Here is a 19783-nt window from a genome sequence, read left to right as displayed (position 1 = left end):
GCGATGGCGGCATTCAAACCGCGCCGTAACCGCGCGAACGCGACGACGCCGCGCGCGTTCCGCCGCAACAAGGCCGCGCAGGACGTCGGCGCCGTGGAGACGCGGCGCGCGAAGCGGCAGCAGTTTCTCAGGAAGCGCGGCATTTATCTGCTGCCCAATGCGTTCACCACGGCTGCGCTGTTCTGCGGCTTCTTCGCCGTCGTTCAGGCGATGAACGTGCGCTTCGAGATCGCGGCTATCGCCATTTTCGTCGCGATGGTGCTCGATGGCATGGATGGCCGCGTCGCGCGCATGACGCACACGCAGAGCGCGTTCGGCGAGCAGTTCGATAGCCTCTCGGACATGGTGTCGTTCGGCGTCGCGCCGGCGCTCGTGATGTACGAATGGGTACTGAAGGACCTCGGCCGCTGGGGCTGGCTCGCGGCATTCGTCTATTGTTCGGGCGCGGCGCTGCGGCTTGCGCGTTTCAATACGAATGTCGGCGTGGTGGACAAGCGCTACTTCCAGGGCCTGCCTTCACCGGCGGCGGCGGCGCTGATCGCCGGTTTCGTCTGGCTCGCGACCGATAACCGCGTGCCACTCAAGCTCGTGTGGCTGCCGTGGGTTGCGTTCGCGCTGACGATCTATGCCGGCGTGACGATGGTCTCGAACGCGCCGTTCTACAGCGGCAAGGCGCTCGATGTGCGCTATCGCGTGCCGTTCGCGGGCGTGCTGCTGATCGTGGTGGCGTTCGTGCTGGTGTCGTCGGATCCGCCGGTGATGCTGTTCTGTCTCTTCGTGCTGTATGGCTTTTCGGGCTATGCCTGGTGGGCGTATATGGCGATACGCGGCAGGCCGAATCCGGCGCGCAGTTCTCAGCGGGATCATTGAGTCGAGCGCGTGTAAAAAAGGCGGCAACCGTGAGGTTCGCCGCCTTTTGCTTTTTCGGACTGATCGCTCAGCCTGAAACCAGTGTGCCGTTCTGGATATGCACGCGCTGGCCTTGCTGGAACGGCGGCGGATTCTTGTACGTAAAGGTGCGCGTCTTGCCGTTTTCCATCCGCACGCGCACCGAGTAATCGGTTTCGCTGCGAATGTGCTTTTCGACCGAATTGCCGGCCAGACCGCCGCCGAGCGCGCCGAGCAGGGTCATCGCGGTACGGCCGCCGCCGCTTCCGAACTGATTGCCGACGACACCGCCCGCCACAGCACCGCCGACCGCGCCGATGCCCGTGCCGTGACCTTCATGCTTGACGGCGGAGATCGCCTCGACTGTGCCGCAGGTCGAGCAGTACGCGGGATGCTGCGGTGCCTGCTGCGCATACGATGGCTGCGCGGGCTGCGGCTGCGCCGGAGGCTGTTGCGCCTGCTGCTGGGCCGCTTGTTGCGCGGCGGCTTGCTGCTGAGCTGCTTGCTGTTGAGCCACCTGCTGTTGAGCGGCCTGCTGCTGAGCCGCTTGCTGTTGAGCCGCTTGCTGTTGAGCCGCCGTCGGCTGCGCCGGACTCGGCGCGGCGGAATCCACGACGGGCTGCTGCGCGACCGCAGCCGTCTGCGTCTGCGGATTCTGTGCTGAAGTGCTCGATGCCTTCGGGAACAGTCCCGTCATCGCTGCGGTGGCCGCGAGGCTCGCGACGATGACCGCGCCCGCCGCCGTTGCGATGAGCGGATGCAGACGCCGCTGCCGCGGCTGACCGCCGCCGGAAGAGGGCGACGTACTGAGCTTGCTGGTTCCGTTATCCATTTTTGAACCTCCGTTTCGAGGCGAACTGCCGCTGCCGATGCCGTCTGTCACAACCCATTTTCGGGGAACCACGGATTTTTCGCTTTTTCGGCTTGTAACAATTTCGCGGACACGGCGTGCTCTGACAGAAGCATGTCGAATGCCAAGTACCGTAAGCACGCGGCGACGGGGTGCATGGCGCCGATCACCCTTGAAACATTTACCACCGGTTACAACAAACATCGCTCAGACGAAAAAAAGCGCGCCTCGAAGGGCGCGCTTTGGCGTCACGCAAACAACGCGAAAATCAGTCTTCGCGACGCAGATGCGGGAACAGAATGACGTCGCGGATGCTCGGGCTGTCGGTCAGCAACATCACGAGACGGTCGATGCCGATGCCGCAACCGCCTGTCGGCGGCATGCCGTATTCGAGCGCGCGAATGTAGTCGGCGTCGAAGTACATCGCTTCCTCGTCGCCGGCGTCTTTCTGATCCACCTGTTTCTGGAAACGCGCGGCCTGATCTTCCGGATCGTTCAGCTCCGAGAATCCGTTCGCGATCTCGCGGCCCGTAATGAACAACTCGAAGCGCTCCGTGATGCCCGGCACCGAATCCGACGCGCGCGCGAGCGGCGACACTTCGATCGGGTAGTCGACGATATACGTCGGCTCCCACAATTGCGATTCCGCCGTCTCCTCGAACAACGCGAGTTGCAGCGAACCGAGGCCCGCGTTCAGGAAAGCGGGCTGCGTCGTGTCGACGCCGAACTTCTTCAGTTCCGTGCGCAGGAATGCGGCGTCCGACAACTGCGCGTCGGTGTACTGCGGCGCGTATTTCTGGATCGCCTGATTGATCGTCAGGCGATGGAACGGCTTCGCGAGATCCAGCTCACGGCCCTGATACGTGATGGTCGCGGTGCCGAGCGCATCGATCGCGGCCTGGCGGATCAATTGCTCGGTGAAGTCCATGAGCCACTGATAATCGGTGTACGCGGCGTAGAACTCCATCATCGTGAATTCCGGGTTGTGGCGCGGCGACACACCTTCGTTCCGGAAATTACGATTGATCTCGAACACGCGCTCGAAGCCGCCGACGATCAGCCGCTTGAGATAAAGCTCGGGCGCGATGCGCAGGAACATCTGCATGTCGAGCGCATTGTGATGCGTGGTGAAAGGCTTGGCCGCCGCGCCACCCGGGATCGGGTGCAGCATCGGCGTTTCGACTTCCATGAACTCCGACTTCGCCATGAAATTGCGGATCGACGTGACGGCCTTCGTGCGCGCCATGAAGGTATTGCGCGATTCCGGCGTGACGATCAGATCGACGTAACGTTGGCGATAGCGCGTTTCCTGATCGGCGAGGCCGTGGAACTTGTCGGGCAGGGGACGCAGCGCCTTCGAGAGCAGCCGCAATTCCGTGCAGCGCACCGACAGCTCGCCCTTGTTCGTGCGGAACAGCACGCCCTTCGCGGCGATGATGTCGCCCAGGTCCCACTTCTTGAACGCGTCGTAGGTTTCGGCGCCCACGTCAGCCGGCGTCACGAAGAACTGGATCTGGCCGCTGCCGTCCTGAACCGTCGCGAAGCTCGCCTTGCCCATCACGCGCTTCAACATCATCCGGCCGGCGATCGCGACGGGCAGGGGATTCGCTTCGAGCGCGTCTTTGTCCGTCTCGGCGTATTCGCCTTGCAGCGCGGCCGCCTGATGCGTCGGGCGGAAATCGTTCGGATAGGCGACGCCTTGCTCACGCAGCGCGCGCAGCTTGTCGCGGCGCTCGGCGATGATCTGGTTCTCTTCCAGTTCGGGAGCGGCGCCCGGTTGAGTCGGTTCGGTCATGATGTGTAGCTTTGGATTCAGACAGTGCGCGGCGGCATGAAAGGATAAGCGGCGCGACCGAATGATCGCGCCGCTCACAGTGCGTTCAAACGCCCTGTTTCAGGCTCGCGCTGATGAAGTCGTCGAGGTCGCCGTCGAGCACGGCGCGCGTGTTGCTCATTTCCACGTTGGTGCGCAGATCCTTCACGCGGCTCTGGTCGAGCACGTAGGAGCGGATCTGATGGCCCCAGCCCACGTCGGTCTTGCTCGATTCGAGCTTGTCCTGTTCGGCCTGGCGCTTGCGCATCTCGAATTCGTAGAGACGCGCCTTGAGCATCTGCATGGCTTCCGCGCGGTTGCGGTGCTGCGAGCGGTCGTTCTGGCACTGCACGACAATGCCCGTAGGCGCGTGCGTGAGACGCACGGCGGAGTCCGTCTTGTTGATGTGCTGGCCGCCCGCGCCCGATGCGCGATACGTGTCCGTGCGGATATCGGCGGGATTGATCTCGATTTCGATCGAATCGTCGATTTCCGGATACACGAACACGGACGAGAACGACGTATGACGCCCGCCCGACGAATCGAACGGCGACTTGCGCACGAGCCGGTGAATGCCGGTTTCGGTACGCAGATAGCCGTACGCGTATTCGCCTTCCACCTTGATGGTCGCGCTCTTGATGCCCGCGACGTCGCCTTCGGACTCTTCGAGGACTTCGGTCTTGAAGCCCTTGCGCTCGCAGTAGCGCAGGTATTGACGCAGCAGCATCGATGCCCAGTCGCACGCTTCGGTGCCGCCCGCGCCCGCCTGAATGTCGATGAAGCAGTTGTTCGGGTCGGCCGGGTTCGAGAACATCCGGCGGAATTCCATGTCCTCGACGCGCGCTTTCAACGCATCGGCGTCGGATTCCGACGCGACGAGCGTGTCCTCGTCGTTTTCGTCGCGCGCCATGTCGAACAGTTCGTTCGCGTCGCGCAGATCGTTGTCGAGGGCCGTCAGCGTGGACACCACGCCGTCGAGCAGCTTCTTTTCACGACCGAGCGCCTGGGCGTTCTTCGAGTCGTTCCAGACGTTCGGATCTTCGAGTTCCTTGTTGACTTCGGCTAGACGCGCGGACTTGGCGTCGTAGTCAAAGATACCCCCGTAGCTCGCCCGCGCGGCGGCGCAGGTCGGCCAGAAGGCTTTCGATCGCGTTGAGACGTTCCGCTTCCATTGTCGATCTTCGGCTTCGTAAAAAGATGAAATTATAGCCGATCGACAGGGTTTCCCCGCCTTTGCCGGTGCGCGAAAGACGCGTTCAGCCCGCGTGCTCGACGATCAGTTGCACCCGCGCGACGCCGTTCCACGAATCGCTGACGAGCCGGTATGCGACGGTCGCGCGCGGCGGCAGCGGATCGACGTGGTTGAACCAGATCGCGTTGAAGCGCTGGCGGCCGCGCAGCAGCGACAGCTTCAGATGCTTGTCCTTGACGAGCGCCTGCGACGCGATTTCGAACTCGCCGGAGAAGGTCGGCGCCGGAAAGCCCTGGCCCCAGACGGCGGCGTCCAGCATTTCGACGAATTGCGGCGTGAAGTACGCGTCTTCGAGTTCGCCATCGGTTTCGATGGTGCGCGACAGCGCCTCGGCCGTCAGCCATTCGCGTCCGATCGCTTCGAATGCCGCCGTGAAGCGCGGGATATCGGCGGTGGCGATCGTCAGGCCCGCGGCCATCGCGTGTCCGCCGAACTTGTGGATGAGGCCGGGTTCGCGCTTGCTGATGAGATCGACCGCGTCGCGCAGGTGGAAACCGGGAATCGAGCGGCCCGAGCCCTTGCAGAGCACGCCGCTGTCGTCAGCGTGCGCGAACGTGAACGACGGCCGATGAAACCGCTCCTTCAGCCGTCCCGCGACGATGCCGATCACGCCCTGGTGCCAGCTCGCATCGAAGAGCGTGAGCGTGGCGCGTTCGCCGCAATCGAAAGTCTGCAATTCGGCCAGCGCCTGCTGCTGCATGCCCGCTTCGATTTCGCGGCGTTCGCGGTTCATCGAATCGAGCTGCTGCGCGAGCTCCCAGGCGCGGCCGACGTCGTCGGTGGTCAGGCACTCGATGCCGAGCGACATGTCCGACAGCCGTCCGGCCGCGTTCAGGCGCGGGCCGAGCGCGAAGCCGAGATCGAAGCCGGACGCGGTGCGTGCATCGCGGCCGGCGGTGCGGAAGAGGGCGGCGATGCCCGGCTGCATGCGCCCCGCGCGGATCCGCTTCAAACCCTGCGCGACGAGAATGCGGTTGTTGCAGTCGAGCTTCACGACATCGGCGACGGTGCCGAGCGCGACGAGATCGAGCAGGCCGTCGAGGCGCGGCTCGGGACGCGCATCGTCATACGCGCCACGACGGCGCAACTCGGCGCGCAACGCGAGCAGCACGTAGAACATGACGCCGACGCCCGCGATGCACTTGCTCGGAAACTCGCAGCCCGGCTGGTTCGGATTGACGATCGCGCGCGCGGCGGGCAGCTCGTCGCCGGGCAGGTGGTGATCGGTGACGAGCACGTCGACGCCGAGCGCATTCGCCGCCGCGACGCCATCCACGCTCGCGATGCCGTTATCGACCGTAATGAGCAGATCGGGCAGGCCGGACTTCGAGCGCGCAGCCAGCTCGACGATCTCCGGCGTCAGGCCATAGCCGTATTCGAAGCGGTTCGGCACGAGATAGTCGATCGTCGCGCCGAACATGCGCAGCCCGCGCACGGCCACGGCGCACGCGGTGGCGCCGTCGCAGTCGTAGTCCGCGACGACGAGCATGCGCTTGCCCGCCGCGAGCGCATCGGCGAGCACGACGGCGGCATCGTCGCAGCCTTTGAGGCCGGCGGGCGCGTGCAGGCGCTTGAACTCGGTTTCGACTTCATCGGGCGAACTCACGCCGCGCGACGCGTAAAGACGCGCGATGACGGGATGCAGGCCGTGGCGCACCAGCGCTTCGGTGTCGGCGGGAGAGGAGGCGCGCGTAACGATTCGCGTCATTGCAGGGTGTGCCTTATTCGATGAAAAGCGACGCGATCGGACGGCGCCGCCAGAACTTGCGCAGATCGGCGCGCGTGACGGACAGCGTGACCGAGCCGGTATCGCCGCAGAGCGTGAGGCTCAGGCGGCCGAGTGAGCCATCGGTGAGCGCTTGCAGCGCGGGCGCGAACCACGCGCCTTCGAGTTCCTGCAGCGATTCGTTCCAGCGCATCCAGTCCTGCTCGATGAACGGCGCGGAGAACGGATTCAGCTCGACGAGCGTCGTGCCTTGCGCGTCATCTTTCGAGAGCGATGCGAACGACTCCGGCTGCATCGACGGCTTCAGGCCCGCCGCGAGCGCGAGGCCGCGTGTCGCGGCGGCGTCGGACATCACGCGCGCGAACGGGCTCTTCACGGACCGCAGCCGGCCTTGTCCGTGCAGCCAGATCGAGTTGATCGCGGGCAGCCCGCGCGATTCGCGCGCGAGGTTCAGCGGATGCTCGAACCATGCCATCTGCACTTCGTTCTGCAGCTTCATCCACGCGCGCGAACGCTCGCCGGTGCGGGCTTCGTGCGGCAGCCAGATTTCGATGTTGCGTCCCGTCGCGCGCAACGGCGATGCGCCCGCGAGCGCGCCGAGCGCTTCGCCCGACACATACCAGCGCAGCGGCGTCGGCGCCTGCAGTGCGACGCCGAGGTCTTCGATCACGGGCCGCGCGGTTTCGAGGAGCGCGCGCGCTTCTTCCGTATGCACGCCGAGCGTGTCGGGATCGATCAGCACCAGATGATCGTGCGCGATGCGGACATGAACCGGCTCGATGCAGGCCCAAAGCGCATCGCCGGGCGTGCCGCCATCGGCGAGCAGCATGAAGGGCGCGAGCGGGGCATCGTCGGCGTAGCGCTGATCGGCGGGCGTGACCGCGCCGAAGCACCGCGCGATCCAGCGTTCGTGCGGCAGCGTGCGCTGAAAATCCTCGCCGATGACGCGTTCCTCGAGCGTGGCCCGGGCGAGCAGCTTGTCGAGCGCCGCGCTCTCCAGTCCGTGCAGGGCGGTGGCGGCGTCCGCGGCCGAAGGCAGGGCGAACGGCAACAGGAGATGGAGGTGGTGAACGGGCATGATGCTCGGCATTGTAGGGCAAAGCGCATCGGCCGATGCGCGGCCATGCGGTGAGGGCGCGGGCGTGTGGCGTCGGCTTCAAGCTCACCAACGCGATTTATGCCATCGCGCTCTGCGCGGCGCTGCTGTGGTACCCGGCGTCCCCGATCGCGCGCCTGCGCCTCGCGTTCATGTTCGGCGTCGGCGCGCTGGCCGGTTTCGCCGTGACGGGCGGCTATTGGCTGTTCCACATGTGGCAGGTTTTCGGCAACCCGTTTTTCCCGCTCTTCGCGAAGTGGTTTCCCAATCCGCTAACCGTGCCGATCGCCGGCGACGTGCGCTGGCTCCCGCGCAACGTGTTCGAAACCGTGCTGTGGCCGTTCGTGTTCGCCGCCGACCCGAAGCGTGTCGGCGAAGTGCCGGTGCGGCAGATCGTCTGGCCGATTCTCTATGCGGTGTTCTGGATCTGGGTCGCGGCGCGCGTCGTCGCGAAGCTCCGCGGGCGGCGTATATCGCGTCTCCACACGCGTGCGCGTTTCGTCGTCGTGTATGTCGCGCTCGGCTATCTCGCGTGGATGAAAGGCTTCAGCATCTACCGATACATCGTCGCCGTGGACGTGCTCACGCCGATCGTCATGTTCGTGTTGCTCCAGCGGCTCTTCGAGTATCGGATGGCGCGGCGCGTGGCGTTCTGGCTCATCGGCGGTGCGGTCGCGGTGACAGTCGGCGGCGGCGTGCGCAACTGGGGCCACGAAGGCTGGGCGGACCCGCTCTATCACGCGGAGCTTCCGGCGCTGGCCGAACCCGCGCGCACGACGGCCATCATCTACAGTTCGAGCACCGCGTGGTCCTGGCTCGCAACGCGCTTTCCCGTCGAAGTCGGGTTCACGCAGATCGACAGCAGCTTTCCGCGCGGTCCGGGCTTCGAGGAGCGCGTGCGCGAGATGGTGCGCTCGCGCGGCGGCCCCGCATTCGCGCTCATCGACGGAAGCTACAACGGGCGAATCGACACCGTCGCGCGCACGAATGCGTTTCTCGACCGGCTCGGTGTAACGTCCGGCGCGCGGGGCTGCGGCGCGCTGCGCTGGGCCGTGGATCATCTGCGCCTGCGCGCGAGCTATCACGACGATGCCGCCGCTTCGAAACGCTGCCGCCTCGATCTGCGCGCCGACGACGTACGCGACGTCGATGCCGAAAACCGCTTTCTGGCCGAGCGAGCGGCGCCCGCGTTCGAGCGCAATGGCTTCGTGCTCGATACGGCGTCGTGCGAGCGCTATCGCTCCGGCATCGGGACGGGCGTTTCCGTCTACCAGTGGTGCCGCGTGAGCCTGCGCTGAGACGCTCGGCGCCCGTGCAGAAGGCACGCCTTGCGGCGTCGCGTAACGTCCCGTTCCCGCCATATATGGCAAACTTTCGCAAATTTCACGCTCGGGCGTGGGACGTCGGCCCGTTACGCCGTCGTCGCCATGCATCCGCGCCGCGCCGCGGTGCATTCATGCAATGCGGGCGACATCGGGCAAAGCGCCACCCGCCGCGCCACCGGGGCACAACAACGCTGAACCAGCAGCAGAAAGGAATCGCTTGAAACTTCCGTACGAATGGCAGATAGGCTGGCGTTACACACGCGCCAGCAAACGCACCACAGGCAACGGCTTCATCTCCTTCATCGCGCTCGTCTCGATGGCGGGCATCGCGCTCGGCGTCGCCGCGCTGATCGTCGTGCTGTCGGTCATGAACGGCTTCCAGAAGGAAGTACGCGACCGCATGCTCTCGGTGCTCGCGCACGTCGAAATCTTCTCGCCGACCGGCTCCATGCCCAACTGGCAACTGACCGCGCAGGAAGCGCGCCGCAATCCGGAAGTGACCGGCGCGGCGCCCTATGTCGAAGCCCAGGCGCTGCTCACGCGCCAGGGCGCGGTGAGCGGCGTCGCGCTGCGCGGCGTCGAGCCGACGCTCGAGCCCGAGGTATCGGACATCGGCAAGGAAATGCGCGCGGGCAAGCTCACGGACCTCAGGCCGGGCGAATTCGGCATCGTGCTCGGCAAGGATCTCGCGGCCAATCTCGGCGTGATGGACGGCGACAAGATCACGCTCGTCGCGCCCGAAGGCACCATCACGCCGGCCGGGATGATGCCGCGCCTCAAGCAGTTCACGGTGGTCGGTATCTTCGAATCGGGACACTATGAGTACGACTCGACGCTCGCGCTCATTTCGATCCGCGATGCCGAAGCGCTCTTCCGCCTGCCCGCGCCGACCGGCGTGCGCCTGCGCCTGAAGGACATGCAGCGCGCGCCCGAAGTCGCGCGCCAGCTCGCGCGCACGCTCTCGGGCGATCTCTACATCCGCGACTGGACGCAGCAGAACAAGACGTGGTTCTCCGCCGTGCAGATCGAAAAGCGCATGATGTTCATCATCCTCACGCTGATCATCGCGGTGGCGGCGTTCAATCTGGTGTCGTCGCTCGTGATGACGGTCACGGACAAGCAGGCCGATATCGCCATCCTGCGCACGCTCGGCGCGCAGCCGGGCTCGATCATGAAGATCTTCGTCGTGCAGGGCGTGACGATCGGTTTCATCGGCACGGCGCTCGGCGTCACGCTCGGCTGTCTCATCGCGTGGAGCATTCCGTGGCTCGTGCCGATGATCGAGCATCTCTTCAACGTGCAGTTCCTGCCGTCTTCGGTGTACTTCATCAGCGAACTGCCGTCCGAGCTCGTGCCGGGCGATGTCGCGAAGATCGGCGTGATCGCATTTTTGTTGTCGTCGCTCGCGACGCTCTATCCGAGCTGGCGCGGCGCGAAGGTTCGTCCGGCGGAGGCGCTGCGCTATGAGTGATCTGATTCCCGCCAACAATGTCGTGCTGCACGCATCCGCGATTTCGAAGACGTTCGTGCAGGGCGGTTTCAACGTGCAGGTGCTCAACAACGCGCAACTCGAGGTGATGAAGGGCGAGAAGCTCGCGATCGTCGGCGCGTCGGGCTCGGGCAAGAGCACGCTTCTGCACGTGCTCGGCGGCCTCGACGAGCCGAGCGCCGGCAAGGTCTCGCTGCTCGGCAAGCCGTTCACCGAGCTGAAGGAAAAGGAGCGCAACGAACTGCGCAACCGCGCGCTCGGTTTCGTGTATCAGTTCCATCATCTGCTGCCGGAATTCACGGCGCTCGATAACGTGGCGATGCCGCTGCGCATCCGCCGCATGTCGGAAGACGACGCGCGCAAGGAGGCACAGCAGATGCTCGAACGCGTGGGCATCGGGCATCGCGCGAAGCATCGGCCGGGCGCGCTGTCGGGCGGCGAGCGGCAGCGCGTGGCGATCGCGCGCGCGCTCGTCACGCGGCCGGCGTGCGTGCTCGCCGACGAGCCCACCGGCAACCTCGACGGCGGCACGGCCGATACCGTCTTCAACCTGATGCTGGAGTTGTCGCAGACGCTCGAAACGAGCTTCGTGATCGTCACGCACGATCCCGATCTCGCCGCGCGCTGCGACCGCATCATGCGCCTGCGCGACGGCGTGCTGCACGAAGAGCCGGTCGTGCCGGTCTGACGTTTCGCGAGGCGCGGAGGCCGCCATGTGGATCGATACGCACTGTCATCTCGATGCCGGAGAGTTCGATGCCGACCGCGATGCCGTCGCCGATGCGGCGCTCGACGCGGGTGTGACGCGCATCGTGATTCCGGGCGTCGATCGCGGCAACTTCGGCACGGTGCGCGCGCTCGCGCATCGCATCACGGGCGGCGCGTATGCGCTCGGCATCCATCCGCTTTTCACGCCGGGCGCGCATGAGGACGATCTGCGCGTGCTGCGCGATGAAATCGAAGCGAGTCTCGACGATCCGCGTTTCGTGGGCATCGGCGAGATCGGGCTCGATTACTTCGTGCCGACGCTCGACGATGCGCGCCAGCAGTTCTTCTACAACGAACAGTTGAAGCTTGCGCGCGAGTTCGATTTGCCTGTTATTTGTCATGTGCGCAAGTCGCAGGACAAGGTGCTGAAGGGCCTGCGCGTGCACGAGATTCATGGCGGCATCGCACATGCGTTCAACGGCAGCTTTCAGCAGGCCGAGGCGTTCATCGCGCAGGGCATGCATCTCGGCTTCGGCGGCAATCTGACCTTCGAGCGCGCGCTGCAGATTCGCCGCCTGGCGACCGAACTTCCGCTCGATGCGATCGTGCTCGAAACCGATGCGCCCGACATCGCGCCTTCGTGGCTTTACAAGCGGCGCAACACACCGGATCAGGTCGCGGCCATCGCGAAGGTGCTCGCACAACTGCGCGGCATCGATGAAAACACGCTTTCCCTAGGCACAATGGCTAACGCTCACGCCGCGCTCCCACGGCTCGCGCTCGCCTCTTCATAATCGTTTCGATCGACGCATCGTTTGCTCCGGACGCCGTTCCGGGCGCGTGCGTTCGCCGTGACGAAGAACGAAGAGGAAGAAGTGCGGGCGATTCTGCTGGGGTTTGCGTTGGGCGTCTGGTGGCTGCAGCAGCAGGCTCGCTTGCCGGACTCGATCGGATGGACGGCGTGCGGCGCTACGTTTCTCCTCGCGGCGACCCTCGGCGCGATGAAGCCGCGCATGCGCACAGCGAGCTTCGCGCTCGCGGCTTGCGCGTTCGGCTTCGCGTATGCCGCGATGCGCGCCGACGCGCGGCTGCGCGAGCAACTGCCCGTCGAATACGAGCAGCGCGATATCGAACTGACGGGCTTCGTGCGCGGGCTGCCTCAGCAGCAGGCCGACGGCACGCGCTTTCTCTTCGACGTGCAAGCGAACGGCGCGGGCTTGCGTGACTTTCCGCGCATCGTGCGACTGGTGTGGATGTCGCCGGATCACGCGAAACTTCGGGCTGGCGAACGATGGACATTGACCGCGCGTCTGAAGCGCGCGCACGCCAACGCGAACTTCGGCTTGCGCGATGCCGAAGCGGCCTTGCTCGAAGGCGGCATCCGCGCGACGGGCAATGTATCGACCGCGCGCATGCCGCGTCGGCTGAGGCCCGATGCAACCGGCCCGCGTCTGACGATCGACCGTCTGCGCGCCCGCGCGCGCGATCGCATCGAAAGCGTTCTGGGCGATGCGCCGCATCGCGGGATCATCGTCGCGCTCGCGGTGGGCGCGCAGGACGCCGTCAGCGACGCCGACTGGACCGTCATGCGGGCAACCGGCACGAGTCATCTCGTTGCGATATCGGGCTTGCATATCGGCTTCGTCGCGGGACTCGCGGCGTTGGTCCTCGGCTTCGCTTGGAAGCGCATTCGCGTGCGGGGCGTGCCCGGGCCGCTGATCGCGGCGGCGCCTAAGGTGGCGGCGGCCGGCGCAGCGGCGTTCGCCGCGTGCTACGCCGCGCTCGCCGGATTCAACGTGCCCGCGCAGCGCACGCTCTGGATGCTGCTGATCGTCGCGGTCGCGTTTCTTTGCGGGCGGCGGCCGGCGTCGTCGCTCGTGCTGCTGTGGGCGCTCGCGTTCGTGCTGGTCGCCGATCCGTGGGCGGTGACGTCGCCGGGATTCTGGCTGTCGTTCTGCGCGGTGGCGGCGATCCTGCACGCGATCGCGTCGGCGGGGCGGGTCGAATCGCGGGCGCAGGCGCAGGATCACGATGATATCGATCAATGGGATCGCGTCGATCCCAGCGAAGTCGGGCGGCGGCCGGTGCCTTCTGAAAGACGCAGGCCGTTCGCGTTCATCGCGCGGTTCGTCGGTCGCGCGCGGCGTCATATCGCGTCGAGCGCGCGCGTGCAGTACGCGGTGACGATCGCGCTCGCGCCGCTCACCGTCTACTGGTTCTCGCAGATTCCTCTCTTCGGCCCGCTCGCGAATGCGTTCGCGATTCCGTGGATCAGCGTGCTCGTGACGCCCGCGACGCTCGCCGGGCTCATGCTTCCCGCGCCGCTCGATGCGCCGATGCTCCACGCCGCGCATGCCGCGCTGTCCGTGCTCTGCGACATGCTCGCGCGCCTCGCCGATGCCGCATCGTCGCCGCTGTGGTATCTGCCCCGGCCCGATGCGTTCGCGCTCGTCGCATCGTGCATCGGCGTTGCGTGGGCGCTCGCGCCGCGCGGCTGGCCGCTGCGCTTCGCCGCGCCATTGGCGTGGCTGCCGCTTCTCGCGCCCGCCGCGCATCCAGCGCCCGAAGGTGCGTTTCGCGTCACCGCGCTCGATATCGGTCAGGGCTCGGCGCTCGTCGTCGAAACCGCGCGGCACACGCTGCTCTTCGACGCCGGTCCCGGCCCGGAATCGACGCATGCGGGCGAGCGCATCGTCGTGCCGTATCTGCGGGCCGCGGGCGTGCGTTCGCTCGATGCGCTCGTGATCAGCCATTCCGATTCGGATCACGCGGGCGGCGCGCCGGCGGTGCTGCAGTCGATCGCCGTGCGGCAACTGCTCGCGTCGCTGCCCGCGAACGACGCGCTCTGGTCCGGCGCGCGCTCGCGTGGCGCGCAAACGCTGCGCTGCGCGGCCGGACAGCGCTGGACATGGGACGGCGTCGAGTTCCGCGTGCTGTGGCCCGAGCCCGGTCCGCTTTCAGGCAAGCCGAACCATCAGTCGTGCGTGCTGAAAGTGACGAGCGCGGCGGGGCGCGCGGCGCTGTTCGCGGCGGATATCGAGGCGGACGTGGAACGGACGCTGATCGCGCGCGAGCGCGCCGCCTTGCGCGCCGATGTGCTGATCGTGCCGCATCACGGCAGCCGCACTTCGTCGACCGAGCCTTTCCTCGATTCCGTCGAGCCGTTCGCAGCGATATTTCAGGTAGGCTATCGCAACCGTTTTCATCATCCGCATCCGACTGTCTTCGCGCGGTATCAGATGCGCGATATCGTGCTTTCGCGCAGCGACGAAGACGGCGCTTCACGCAGCGAAATCGGTTCGCGGATCACGTTCGAGCGCTACCGGCAAAGCCACGCGCGCTACTGGATGGCGCGCTAAAAAAAGAGACACGCTTGAAAGACATTATCCATTTCTCGCACGCGAACGGCTTTCCGGCGTCGACGTATCGCACGATCTTCTCGGCGCTTGCCGACGATTACGAGATTCGCAGCATCGAGCGCATCGGTCATGACGCGCGCTTTCCGGTCACGCGCGACTGGCCGTATCTCGTCGATCAGCTCATCGACGATATGAGCCGCTATCGCCGGGATGCCGATGAAGGGCATCCGAAAGTGTGGCTCGTCGGGCATTCGCTCGGCGGCTATCTTTCGCTGATGGCGGCGCTGAAACGTCCGCAATGGGTGAAGGGTGTCGTGATGCTCGACTCGCCGGTGATCGCGGGCTGGAAGAGCAGCCTGTTGCGCGTCACGCAATGGACCGGGCTGGACGAGCGGCTGTCGCCCGCCGCCGCGACGAAGAAGCGCCGCACGCAATGGGCGAGCCGCGAGGAGGCATGGCGGCATTTCCTGGCGAAGCCCGCGTTCGCGCGCTGGGACGCGCGCATGCTCGCCGACTATATCGACTTCGGCATGCCGCAGACTCATGCGAGCGGCGCGCGCACGCTCGCGTTCGACCGGCACGTCGAGTACCTGATCTACCGCACGCTGCCGCACACGCTCGGCGCGCGGCTCGCGCACGGCGCGCCGGTGCCGGTCGGCTTCGTCGCGGGGACGCTTTCGCGTGAAGTGCGGCAGGTCGGACTCGGCATGACGCGGCGCATCGCGGGCGAGTATTTCGAATGGATGGAAGGCAGCCATCTCTTTCCAATGGAGCGCCCGATCGACACCGCGCGCGCAGTGCAGCGCCTGCTTAAGGCGATGCGGTCATCCCTCTGACGATGCGTCAAAAGGGACCGAGCACGCCCTCGGGGCTTGACGAATGCGCGGCGAAATGATCCGCGCGAACGGCATGAAAACGCGCCTATTTGCAGCCAACTCCCGGCTCGCGCGCGCTTCGTGGGAACCTGCCTTTACGGTATAATCCGTTTTTCCCGCGAGCATCTAGCGATGACCAAATATGTATTCGTCACCGGCGGCGTAGTTTCGTCCCTTGGCAAGGGTATTGCCGCCGCCTCCCTCGCCGCGATCCTCGAATCGCGCGGTCTCAAAGTCACTCTCCTCAAGCTCGATCCCTACATCAACGTCGACCCCGGCACGATGAGCCCGTTCCAGCACGGGGAAGTGTTCGTGACGGAAGACGGCGCGGAGACCGACCTCGACCTCGGCCACTACGAGCGCTTCATCAGCACGAAGATGCGCAAGGCCAACAACTTCACCACCGGCCAGATCTACGAATCGGTGATCCGCAAGGAACGCCGCGGCGAGTATCTCGGCAAGACGGTGCAGGTCATTCCGCACATCACCAACGAAATCCAGGCGTTCGTCGAGCGCGGCGCGGCCGCGGCCACGTGCGGCCAGCCGGATGTCGCGATCGTCGAAATCGGCGGTACGGTGGGTGACATCGAATCGCTGCCGTTCCTCGAAGCCGCGCGTCAGATGAGCCTGCGCATGGGCCGCAACAGCGCGTGCTTCGTGCACCTGACGCTCGTGCCGTTCATCGCGACCGCGGGCGAGCTGAAGACGAAACCCACGCAGCACAGCGTGCAGAAGCTGCGCGAAATCGGTATCTATCCGAACGTGCTCCTGTGCCGCGCGGACCGCCCGATTCCCGACGACGAGCGCCAGAAGATTTCGCTCTTTTCGAACGTGCAGGAAGACGCGGTCATCTCCGTGTGGGACGCGGACAGCATCTACAAGATTCCGCAGATGCTCAACGACCAGCATCTCGACGACATCATCTGCGAGGAACTGAAGCTCTCGCCGCCGCCCGCCGATCTGACAATGTGGTCGGATCTCGTCCAGAAGCTCGAGAATCCGAAGAGCGAAGTGACCATCGGCATGGTCGGCAAGTATGTCGAGCTCACGGAGTCGTACAAGTCGCTGATCGAAGCGCTGCGTCACGCGGCCATTCATACGTCGACGAAGGTCAACATCGAGTACATCGATTCGGAGCAGATCGACGCCGAAGGCACCGATGCGCTGAAGCACCTCGACGCCGTGCTGGTGCCGGGCGGTTTCGGCCGTCGCGGCACGGAAGGCAAGATCAAGGCGATTCGCTATGCGCGCGAATCGAAGACACCTTATCTCGGCATCTGCCTCGGCATGCAGCTCGCGGTGATCGAGTTCGCGCGCGATGTCGCCGGTCTGGCGGACGCGAACAGCACCGAGTTCGATCAGGACACGAAGAACCCGGTCGTCGCGCTCATCACCGAGTGGTACGACCGCGCGGGCCGCATCGAGAAGCGCAACGAGGAGTCGGATCTCGGCGGCACCATGCGCCTCGGCTCGCAGAAGTGCCCGATCAAGCCCGGCACGATGGCCGAGCGCATCTACGGCAGCGATGTGAACGAGCGTCATCGTCACCGTTATGAAGTCAATAACCGTTTCGTGCCCCAACTCGAGGCGGGCGGGCTTATCATCAGCGCCCGTACCCCGAGTGAGGATCTGCCCGAGATGATGGAGTTGCCGCAGTCGCTGCACCCGTGGTTCGTTGGCGTGCAGTTCCACCCCGAATTCACCTCGACGCCGCGCGACGGGCATCCGCTCTTCAAGGCGTTCGTCGAAGCGGCGCGCGGGCACGCCGAGGCAAGCGGTGCGAAGGCGCCGGTCCGCGCAGCAGCCACCGCAGGAGCGCAAGCATGAAGCTCTGTCACTTCGAAGCGGGTCTCGACAAGCCGTTCTTCCTGATCGCCGGTACGTGCGTGGTCGAATCGGAGCAGATGACGATCGACGTCGCCGGACGCCTCAAGGAAATCACCTCGAAGCTCGGCGTGCCGTTCATCTACAAGTCGTCGTTCGACAAGGCGAACCGTAGCTCGGGCAAGTCGTTTCGCGGTCCCGGCATGGACGAAGGGCTGCGCATTCTCGGCGAAGTGAAGAAGCAGCTCGGCGTGCCCGTTCTCACCGACGTGCACACGGAAGAAGAGATCGAAGCGGTCGCATCGGTCGTGGACGTGCTGCAGACGCCCGCGTTCCTCTGCCGTCAGACCGACTTCATCCACGCGTGCGCGCGTTCGGGCAAGCCCGTCAACATCAAGAAGGGCCAGTTCCTCGCGCCGCACGACATGAAGAACGTGATCGACAAGGCGCGCGACGCGGCGCGTGAAGCGGGTCTGTCGGAAGACCGCTTCATGGCGTGCGAGCGTGGCGTGTCGTTCGGCTATAACAACCTCGTGTCCGACATGCGCTCGCTCGCGATCATGCGCGAAACCAGCGCACCGGTCGTGTTCGACGCCACCCACTCGGTTCAGTTGCCGGGCGGGCAGGGCACGAGTTCGGGCGGTCAGCGCGAGTTCGTGCCGGTGCTGGCGCGCGCGGCGGTCGCGACGGGCGTGGCCGGTCTCTTCATGGAGACGCATCCGGACCCGGCCTGCGCGAAGTCGGACGGCCCGAATGCGGTGCCGCTGCATCACATGGAAGCGCTGCTCAACACGCTCATTACTATCGATCGCGCGGTGAAGAGCGGCGCGTTCCTCGAGAACGATTTCAACTGAGCATCGGCAGAAAAAGCAGCAAACGGCAGCACAAGGCAGTAAGACGCGGGCGTCCTGATCGGCGCCCGCGTCGCGAAAACGGTTCACCTGGAGTGACCGGAGCAACGGAGGAGCGTGCAACGCATCAGGGCGATACCCGCAAATCAGCGGGACCAACGCCCGCTCCCCACGAAAGCGATGCGGATCGGATTCGATTCGCGATGAGGGCGGCATCTGCGCCAGGTCGCGATGAATCGCCGATCCCGATATGACCGCTCGCTACGCCGGAGCTGAACCCGGCGGTCATCGAAAGGTCTGAGCGAAGCCAGTGAAGCGCGCGCCGATGGGTGTATCGAAGTGTAAAAACACGCGGCGCGCTTCGTTGTGACTGACAGAATTCATCGTCATTTCTTGAGGAAACCATGAGTGCTATCGTAGATATCATCGGACGCGAGATTCTCGATTCGCGAGGCAATCCGACCGTCGAATGTGACGTGCTGCTCGAATCGGGCACGATGGGCCGCGCCGCGGTGCCGTCGGGTGCGTCCACCGGTTCGCGCGAAGCCATCGAGCTGCGCGACGACGAAGCCGGCCGCTACAACGGCAAAGGCGTGCTGAAGGCCGTCGAACACATCAACACCGAGATCTCCGAAGCCATCATGGGCCTCGACGCCTCGGAACAGGCTTTCCTCGACAAGACCCTGCTCGAGCTCGACGGCACCGACAACAAGTCGCGCCTCGGCGCGAACGCGATGCTCGCCGTGTCGATGGCGGTCGCAAAGGCCGCCGCCGAAGAAGCCGGCCTGCCGCTCTACCGCTACTTCGGCGGTTCGGGCGCGATGCAGCTTCCCGTGCCGATGATGAACATCGTCAACGGCGGCGCGCACGCGAACAACAGCCTGGACATCCAGGAATTCATGATCGTGCCGGTGAGCCAGCCGACCTTCCGTGAAGCGCTGCGCTGCGGCGCGGAAGTGTTCCATGCGCTGAAGAAGATCCTGGCCGAGCGCGGCATGAGCACGGCGGTGGGCGACGAAGGCGGCTTCGCGCCGAACTTCGGCAGCAACGACGAGTGCCTGTCGACCATCCTGCAAGCCATCGAGAAAGCCGGCTATCGCGCGGGCGAAGACGTGCTGCTCGCGCTCGACTGCGCGGCGAGCGAGTTCTACCACGACGGCAAGTACCAGCTCGCGGGCGAAGGCCTGCAACTGTCGTCGGCGGAATTCACCGACTACCTGGCCGCGCTCGCCGACAAGTTCCCGATTGTCTCGATCGAGGACGGCATGCACGAGTCCGACTGGGAAGGCTGGAAGATCCTGACCGACCGTCTCGGCAAGAAGGTTCAGCTCGTCGGCGACGATCTCTTCGTCACCAACACGCGCATCCTGAAGGAAGGCATCGAGAAGGGCATCGCGAACTCGATTCTGATCAAGATCAATCAGATCGGCACGCTGACGGAAACCTTCGCGGCGATCGAAATGGCCAAGCGCGCGGGCTACACCGCCGTCATCTCGCACCGCTCGGGCGAAACGGAAGATTCGACCATCGCGGATATCGCAGTTGGCCTGAACGCCGGTCAGATCAAGACGGGTTCGCTGTCGCGCAGCGATCGCATCTCGAAGTACAACCAGCTGCTGCGCATCGAGGAAGATCTCGGCGATATCGCCAGCTACCCGGGCAAGTCGGCGTTCTACAACTTGCGCTAAAGCTTTTGCCGCTTTAGTCGATAAGACGCTTAGTGGTCT

General features: G+C 65.3%; 15 protein-coding genes. 10 read left to right on the top strand and 5 right to left on the bottom strand.

Annotation, left to right across the window (positions count from 1 at the left end; all coding sequences use genetic code 11):
- Positions 1-3 precede the first annotated feature (3 nt).
- Entirely contained in the window at positions 4-870 is an 867-nt protein-coding gene (pssA, locus tag AC1Z32_RS23075) for a CDP-diacylglycerol--serine O-phosphatidyltransferase (protein ID WP_483480871.1), read from the top strand.
- A gap of 67 nt (positions 871-937) precedes the next feature.
- On the opposite strand, the gene AC1Z32_RS23070 is transcribed toward pssA, so the two are convergent.
- The 5 genes from AC1Z32_RS23070 to AC1Z32_RS23050 all read right to left on the bottom strand — a co-directional run bounded on the left by AC1Z32_RS23070 (position 938) and on the right by AC1Z32_RS23050 (position 7619).
- A complete protein-coding gene (locus tag AC1Z32_RS23070) occupies positions 938-1720 on the bottom strand; it encodes a glycine zipper 2TM domain-containing protein (RefSeq protein ID WP_483480869.1) in 783 nt (260 codons plus the stop codon).
- Between the two features lie 286 nt (positions 1721-2006).
- A complete protein-coding gene (gene lysS, locus AC1Z32_RS23065; RefSeq protein WP_483480867.1) occupies positions 2007-3533 on the bottom strand; it encodes a lysine--tRNA ligase in 1527 nt (508 codons plus the stop codon).
- 85 nt (positions 3534-3618) lie between these two features.
- A protein-coding gene (prfB, locus tag AC1Z32_RS23060) for a peptide chain release factor 2 (protein ID WP_483480865.1) occupies positions 3619-4723 on the bottom strand; the annotation gives its coding sequence in 2 pieces (ribosomal slippage) (positions 3619-4641 and positions 4643-4723; 1104 coding nt in all).
- A gap of 84 nt (positions 4724-4807) precedes the next feature.
- The gene (recJ, locus tag AC1Z32_RS23055; RefSeq protein WP_483480863.1) at positions 4808-6511 is read right to left on the bottom strand and encodes a single-stranded-DNA-specific exonuclease RecJ; all 1704 of its coding nucleotides are present in this window, start codon (positions 6509-6511) and stop codon (positions 4808-4810) included.
- A gap of 13 nt (positions 6512-6524) precedes the next feature.
- A complete protein-coding gene (locus AC1Z32_RS23050) occupies positions 6525-7619 on the bottom strand; it encodes a regulator (protein WP_483480861.1) in 1095 nt (364 codons plus the stop codon).
- Between the two features lie 23 nt (positions 7620-7642).
- Between AC1Z32_RS23050 and AC1Z32_RS23045 the strand changes: the two genes are divergently transcribed.
- The 9 genes from AC1Z32_RS23045 (at position 7643) to eno (ending at position 19744) form a co-directional block, all read left to right on the top strand.
- Entirely contained in the window at positions 7643-8923 is a 1281-nt protein-coding gene (locus AC1Z32_RS23045) for a hypothetical protein (protein WP_483480859.1), read from the top strand.
- A gap of 244 nt (positions 8924-9167) precedes the next feature.
- Positions 9168-10421, top strand: coding sequence for a lipoprotein-releasing ABC transporter permease subunit (locus tag AC1Z32_RS23040; RefSeq protein WP_062601402.1), 1254 nt, complete (start codon positions 9168-9170; stop codon positions 10419-10421).
- A complete protein-coding gene (gene lolD / locus AC1Z32_RS23035; protein ID WP_062601401.1) occupies positions 10414-11127 on the top strand; it encodes a lipoprotein-releasing ABC transporter ATP-binding protein LolD in 714 nt (237 codons plus the stop codon). Before AC1Z32_RS23040 ends, lolD begins: the two co-directional genes overlap by 8 nt.
- 25 nt (positions 11128-11152) lie before the next feature.
- Positions 11153-11941: a TatD family hydrolase gene (locus AC1Z32_RS23030; RefSeq protein WP_483480856.1), complete on the top strand. Its 789-nt coding sequence runs from the start codon at positions 11153-11155 to the stop codon at positions 11939-11941.
- 81 nt (positions 11942-12022) lie between these two features.
- On the top strand, positions 12023-14506 hold the full coding sequence (locus AC1Z32_RS23025; RefSeq protein WP_483481718.1) for a DNA internalization-related competence protein ComEC/Rec2: 2484 nt from the start codon (positions 12023-12025) through the stop codon (positions 14504-14506).
- Between the two features lie 14 nt (positions 14507-14520).
- Positions 14521-15342, top strand: a complete 822-nt coding sequence (locus tag AC1Z32_RS23020; protein WP_483480854.1) for an alpha/beta fold hydrolase — start codon at positions 14521-14523, stop codon at positions 15340-15342.
- A 171-nt stretch (positions 15343-15513) separates the two neighbouring features.
- The gene (locus tag AC1Z32_RS23015; RefSeq protein WP_483480852.1) at positions 15514-17208 is read left to right on the top strand and encodes a CTP synthase; all 1695 of its coding nucleotides are present in this window, start codon (positions 15514-15516) and stop codon (positions 17206-17208) included.
- Positions 17205-18059 (top strand): 3-deoxy-8-phosphooctulonate synthase, encoded by an 855-nt coding sequence (gene kdsA, locus AC1Z32_RS23010; protein WP_483480850.1) that lies wholly within the window; start codon positions 17205-17207, stop codon positions 18057-18059. The genes AC1Z32_RS23015 and kdsA overlap by 4 nt, the downstream gene beginning before the upstream one ends.
- A 401-nt stretch (positions 18060-18460) precedes the next feature.
- Entirely contained in the window at positions 18461-19744 is a 1284-nt protein-coding gene (eno, locus tag AC1Z32_RS23005) for a phosphopyruvate hydratase (RefSeq protein WP_483480848.1), read from the top strand.
- Positions 19745-19783 lie beyond the last annotated feature (39 nt).

It is taken from the genome of Caballeronia sp. 11_S32, assembly GCF_056930355.1.
Note: the sequence above shows the minus strand (reverse complement) of the source record. Positions and strands in the feature narration are given on the sequence as shown.

What these genes read in the sequence shown, in the direction of transcription:
- AC1Z32_RS23045 (WP_483480859.1), top strand. Translation starts at nt 7,643, where the DNA reads ATGCGCGGCCATGCGGTGAGGGCGCGGGCGTGTGGCGTCGGCTTCAAG.
- eno (WP_483480848.1), top strand. Translation starts at nt 18,461, where the DNA reads ATGAGTGCTATCGTAGATATCATCGGACGCGAGATTCTCGATTCGCGA.
- pssA (WP_483480871.1), top strand. Translation starts at nt 4, where the DNA reads ATGGCGGCATTCAAACCGCGCCGTAACCGCGCGAACGCGACGACGCCG.
- recJ (WP_483480863.1), bottom strand. Translation starts at nt 6,511, where the DNA reads ATGACGCGAATCGTTACGCGCGCCTCCTCTCCCGCCGACACCGAAGCG.
- lysS (WP_483480867.1), bottom strand. Translation starts at nt 3,533, where the DNA reads ATGACCGAACCGACTCAACCGGGCGCCGCTCCCGAACTGGAAGAGAAC.
- AC1Z32_RS23070 (WP_483480869.1), bottom strand. Translation starts at nt 1,720, where the DNA reads ATGGATAACGGAACCAGCAAGCTCAGTACGTCGCCCTCTTCCGGCGGC.
- lolD (WP_062601401.1), top strand. Translation starts at nt 10,414, where the DNA reads ATGAGTGATCTGATTCCCGCCAACAATGTCGTGCTGCACGCATCCGCG.
- AC1Z32_RS23050 (WP_483480861.1), bottom strand. Translation starts at nt 7,619, where the DNA reads ATGCCGAGCATCATGCCCGTTCACCACCTCCATCTCCTGTTGCCGTTC.
- AC1Z32_RS23030 (WP_483480856.1), top strand. Translation starts at nt 11,153, where the DNA reads ATGTGGATCGATACGCACTGTCATCTCGATGCCGGAGAGTTCGATGCC.
- AC1Z32_RS23015 (WP_483480852.1), top strand. Translation starts at nt 15,514, where the DNA reads ATGACCAAATATGTATTCGTCACCGGCGGCGTAGTTTCGTCCCTTGGC.
- kdsA (WP_483480850.1), top strand. Translation starts at nt 17,205, where the DNA reads ATGAAGCTCTGTCACTTCGAAGCGGGTCTCGACAAGCCGTTCTTCCTG.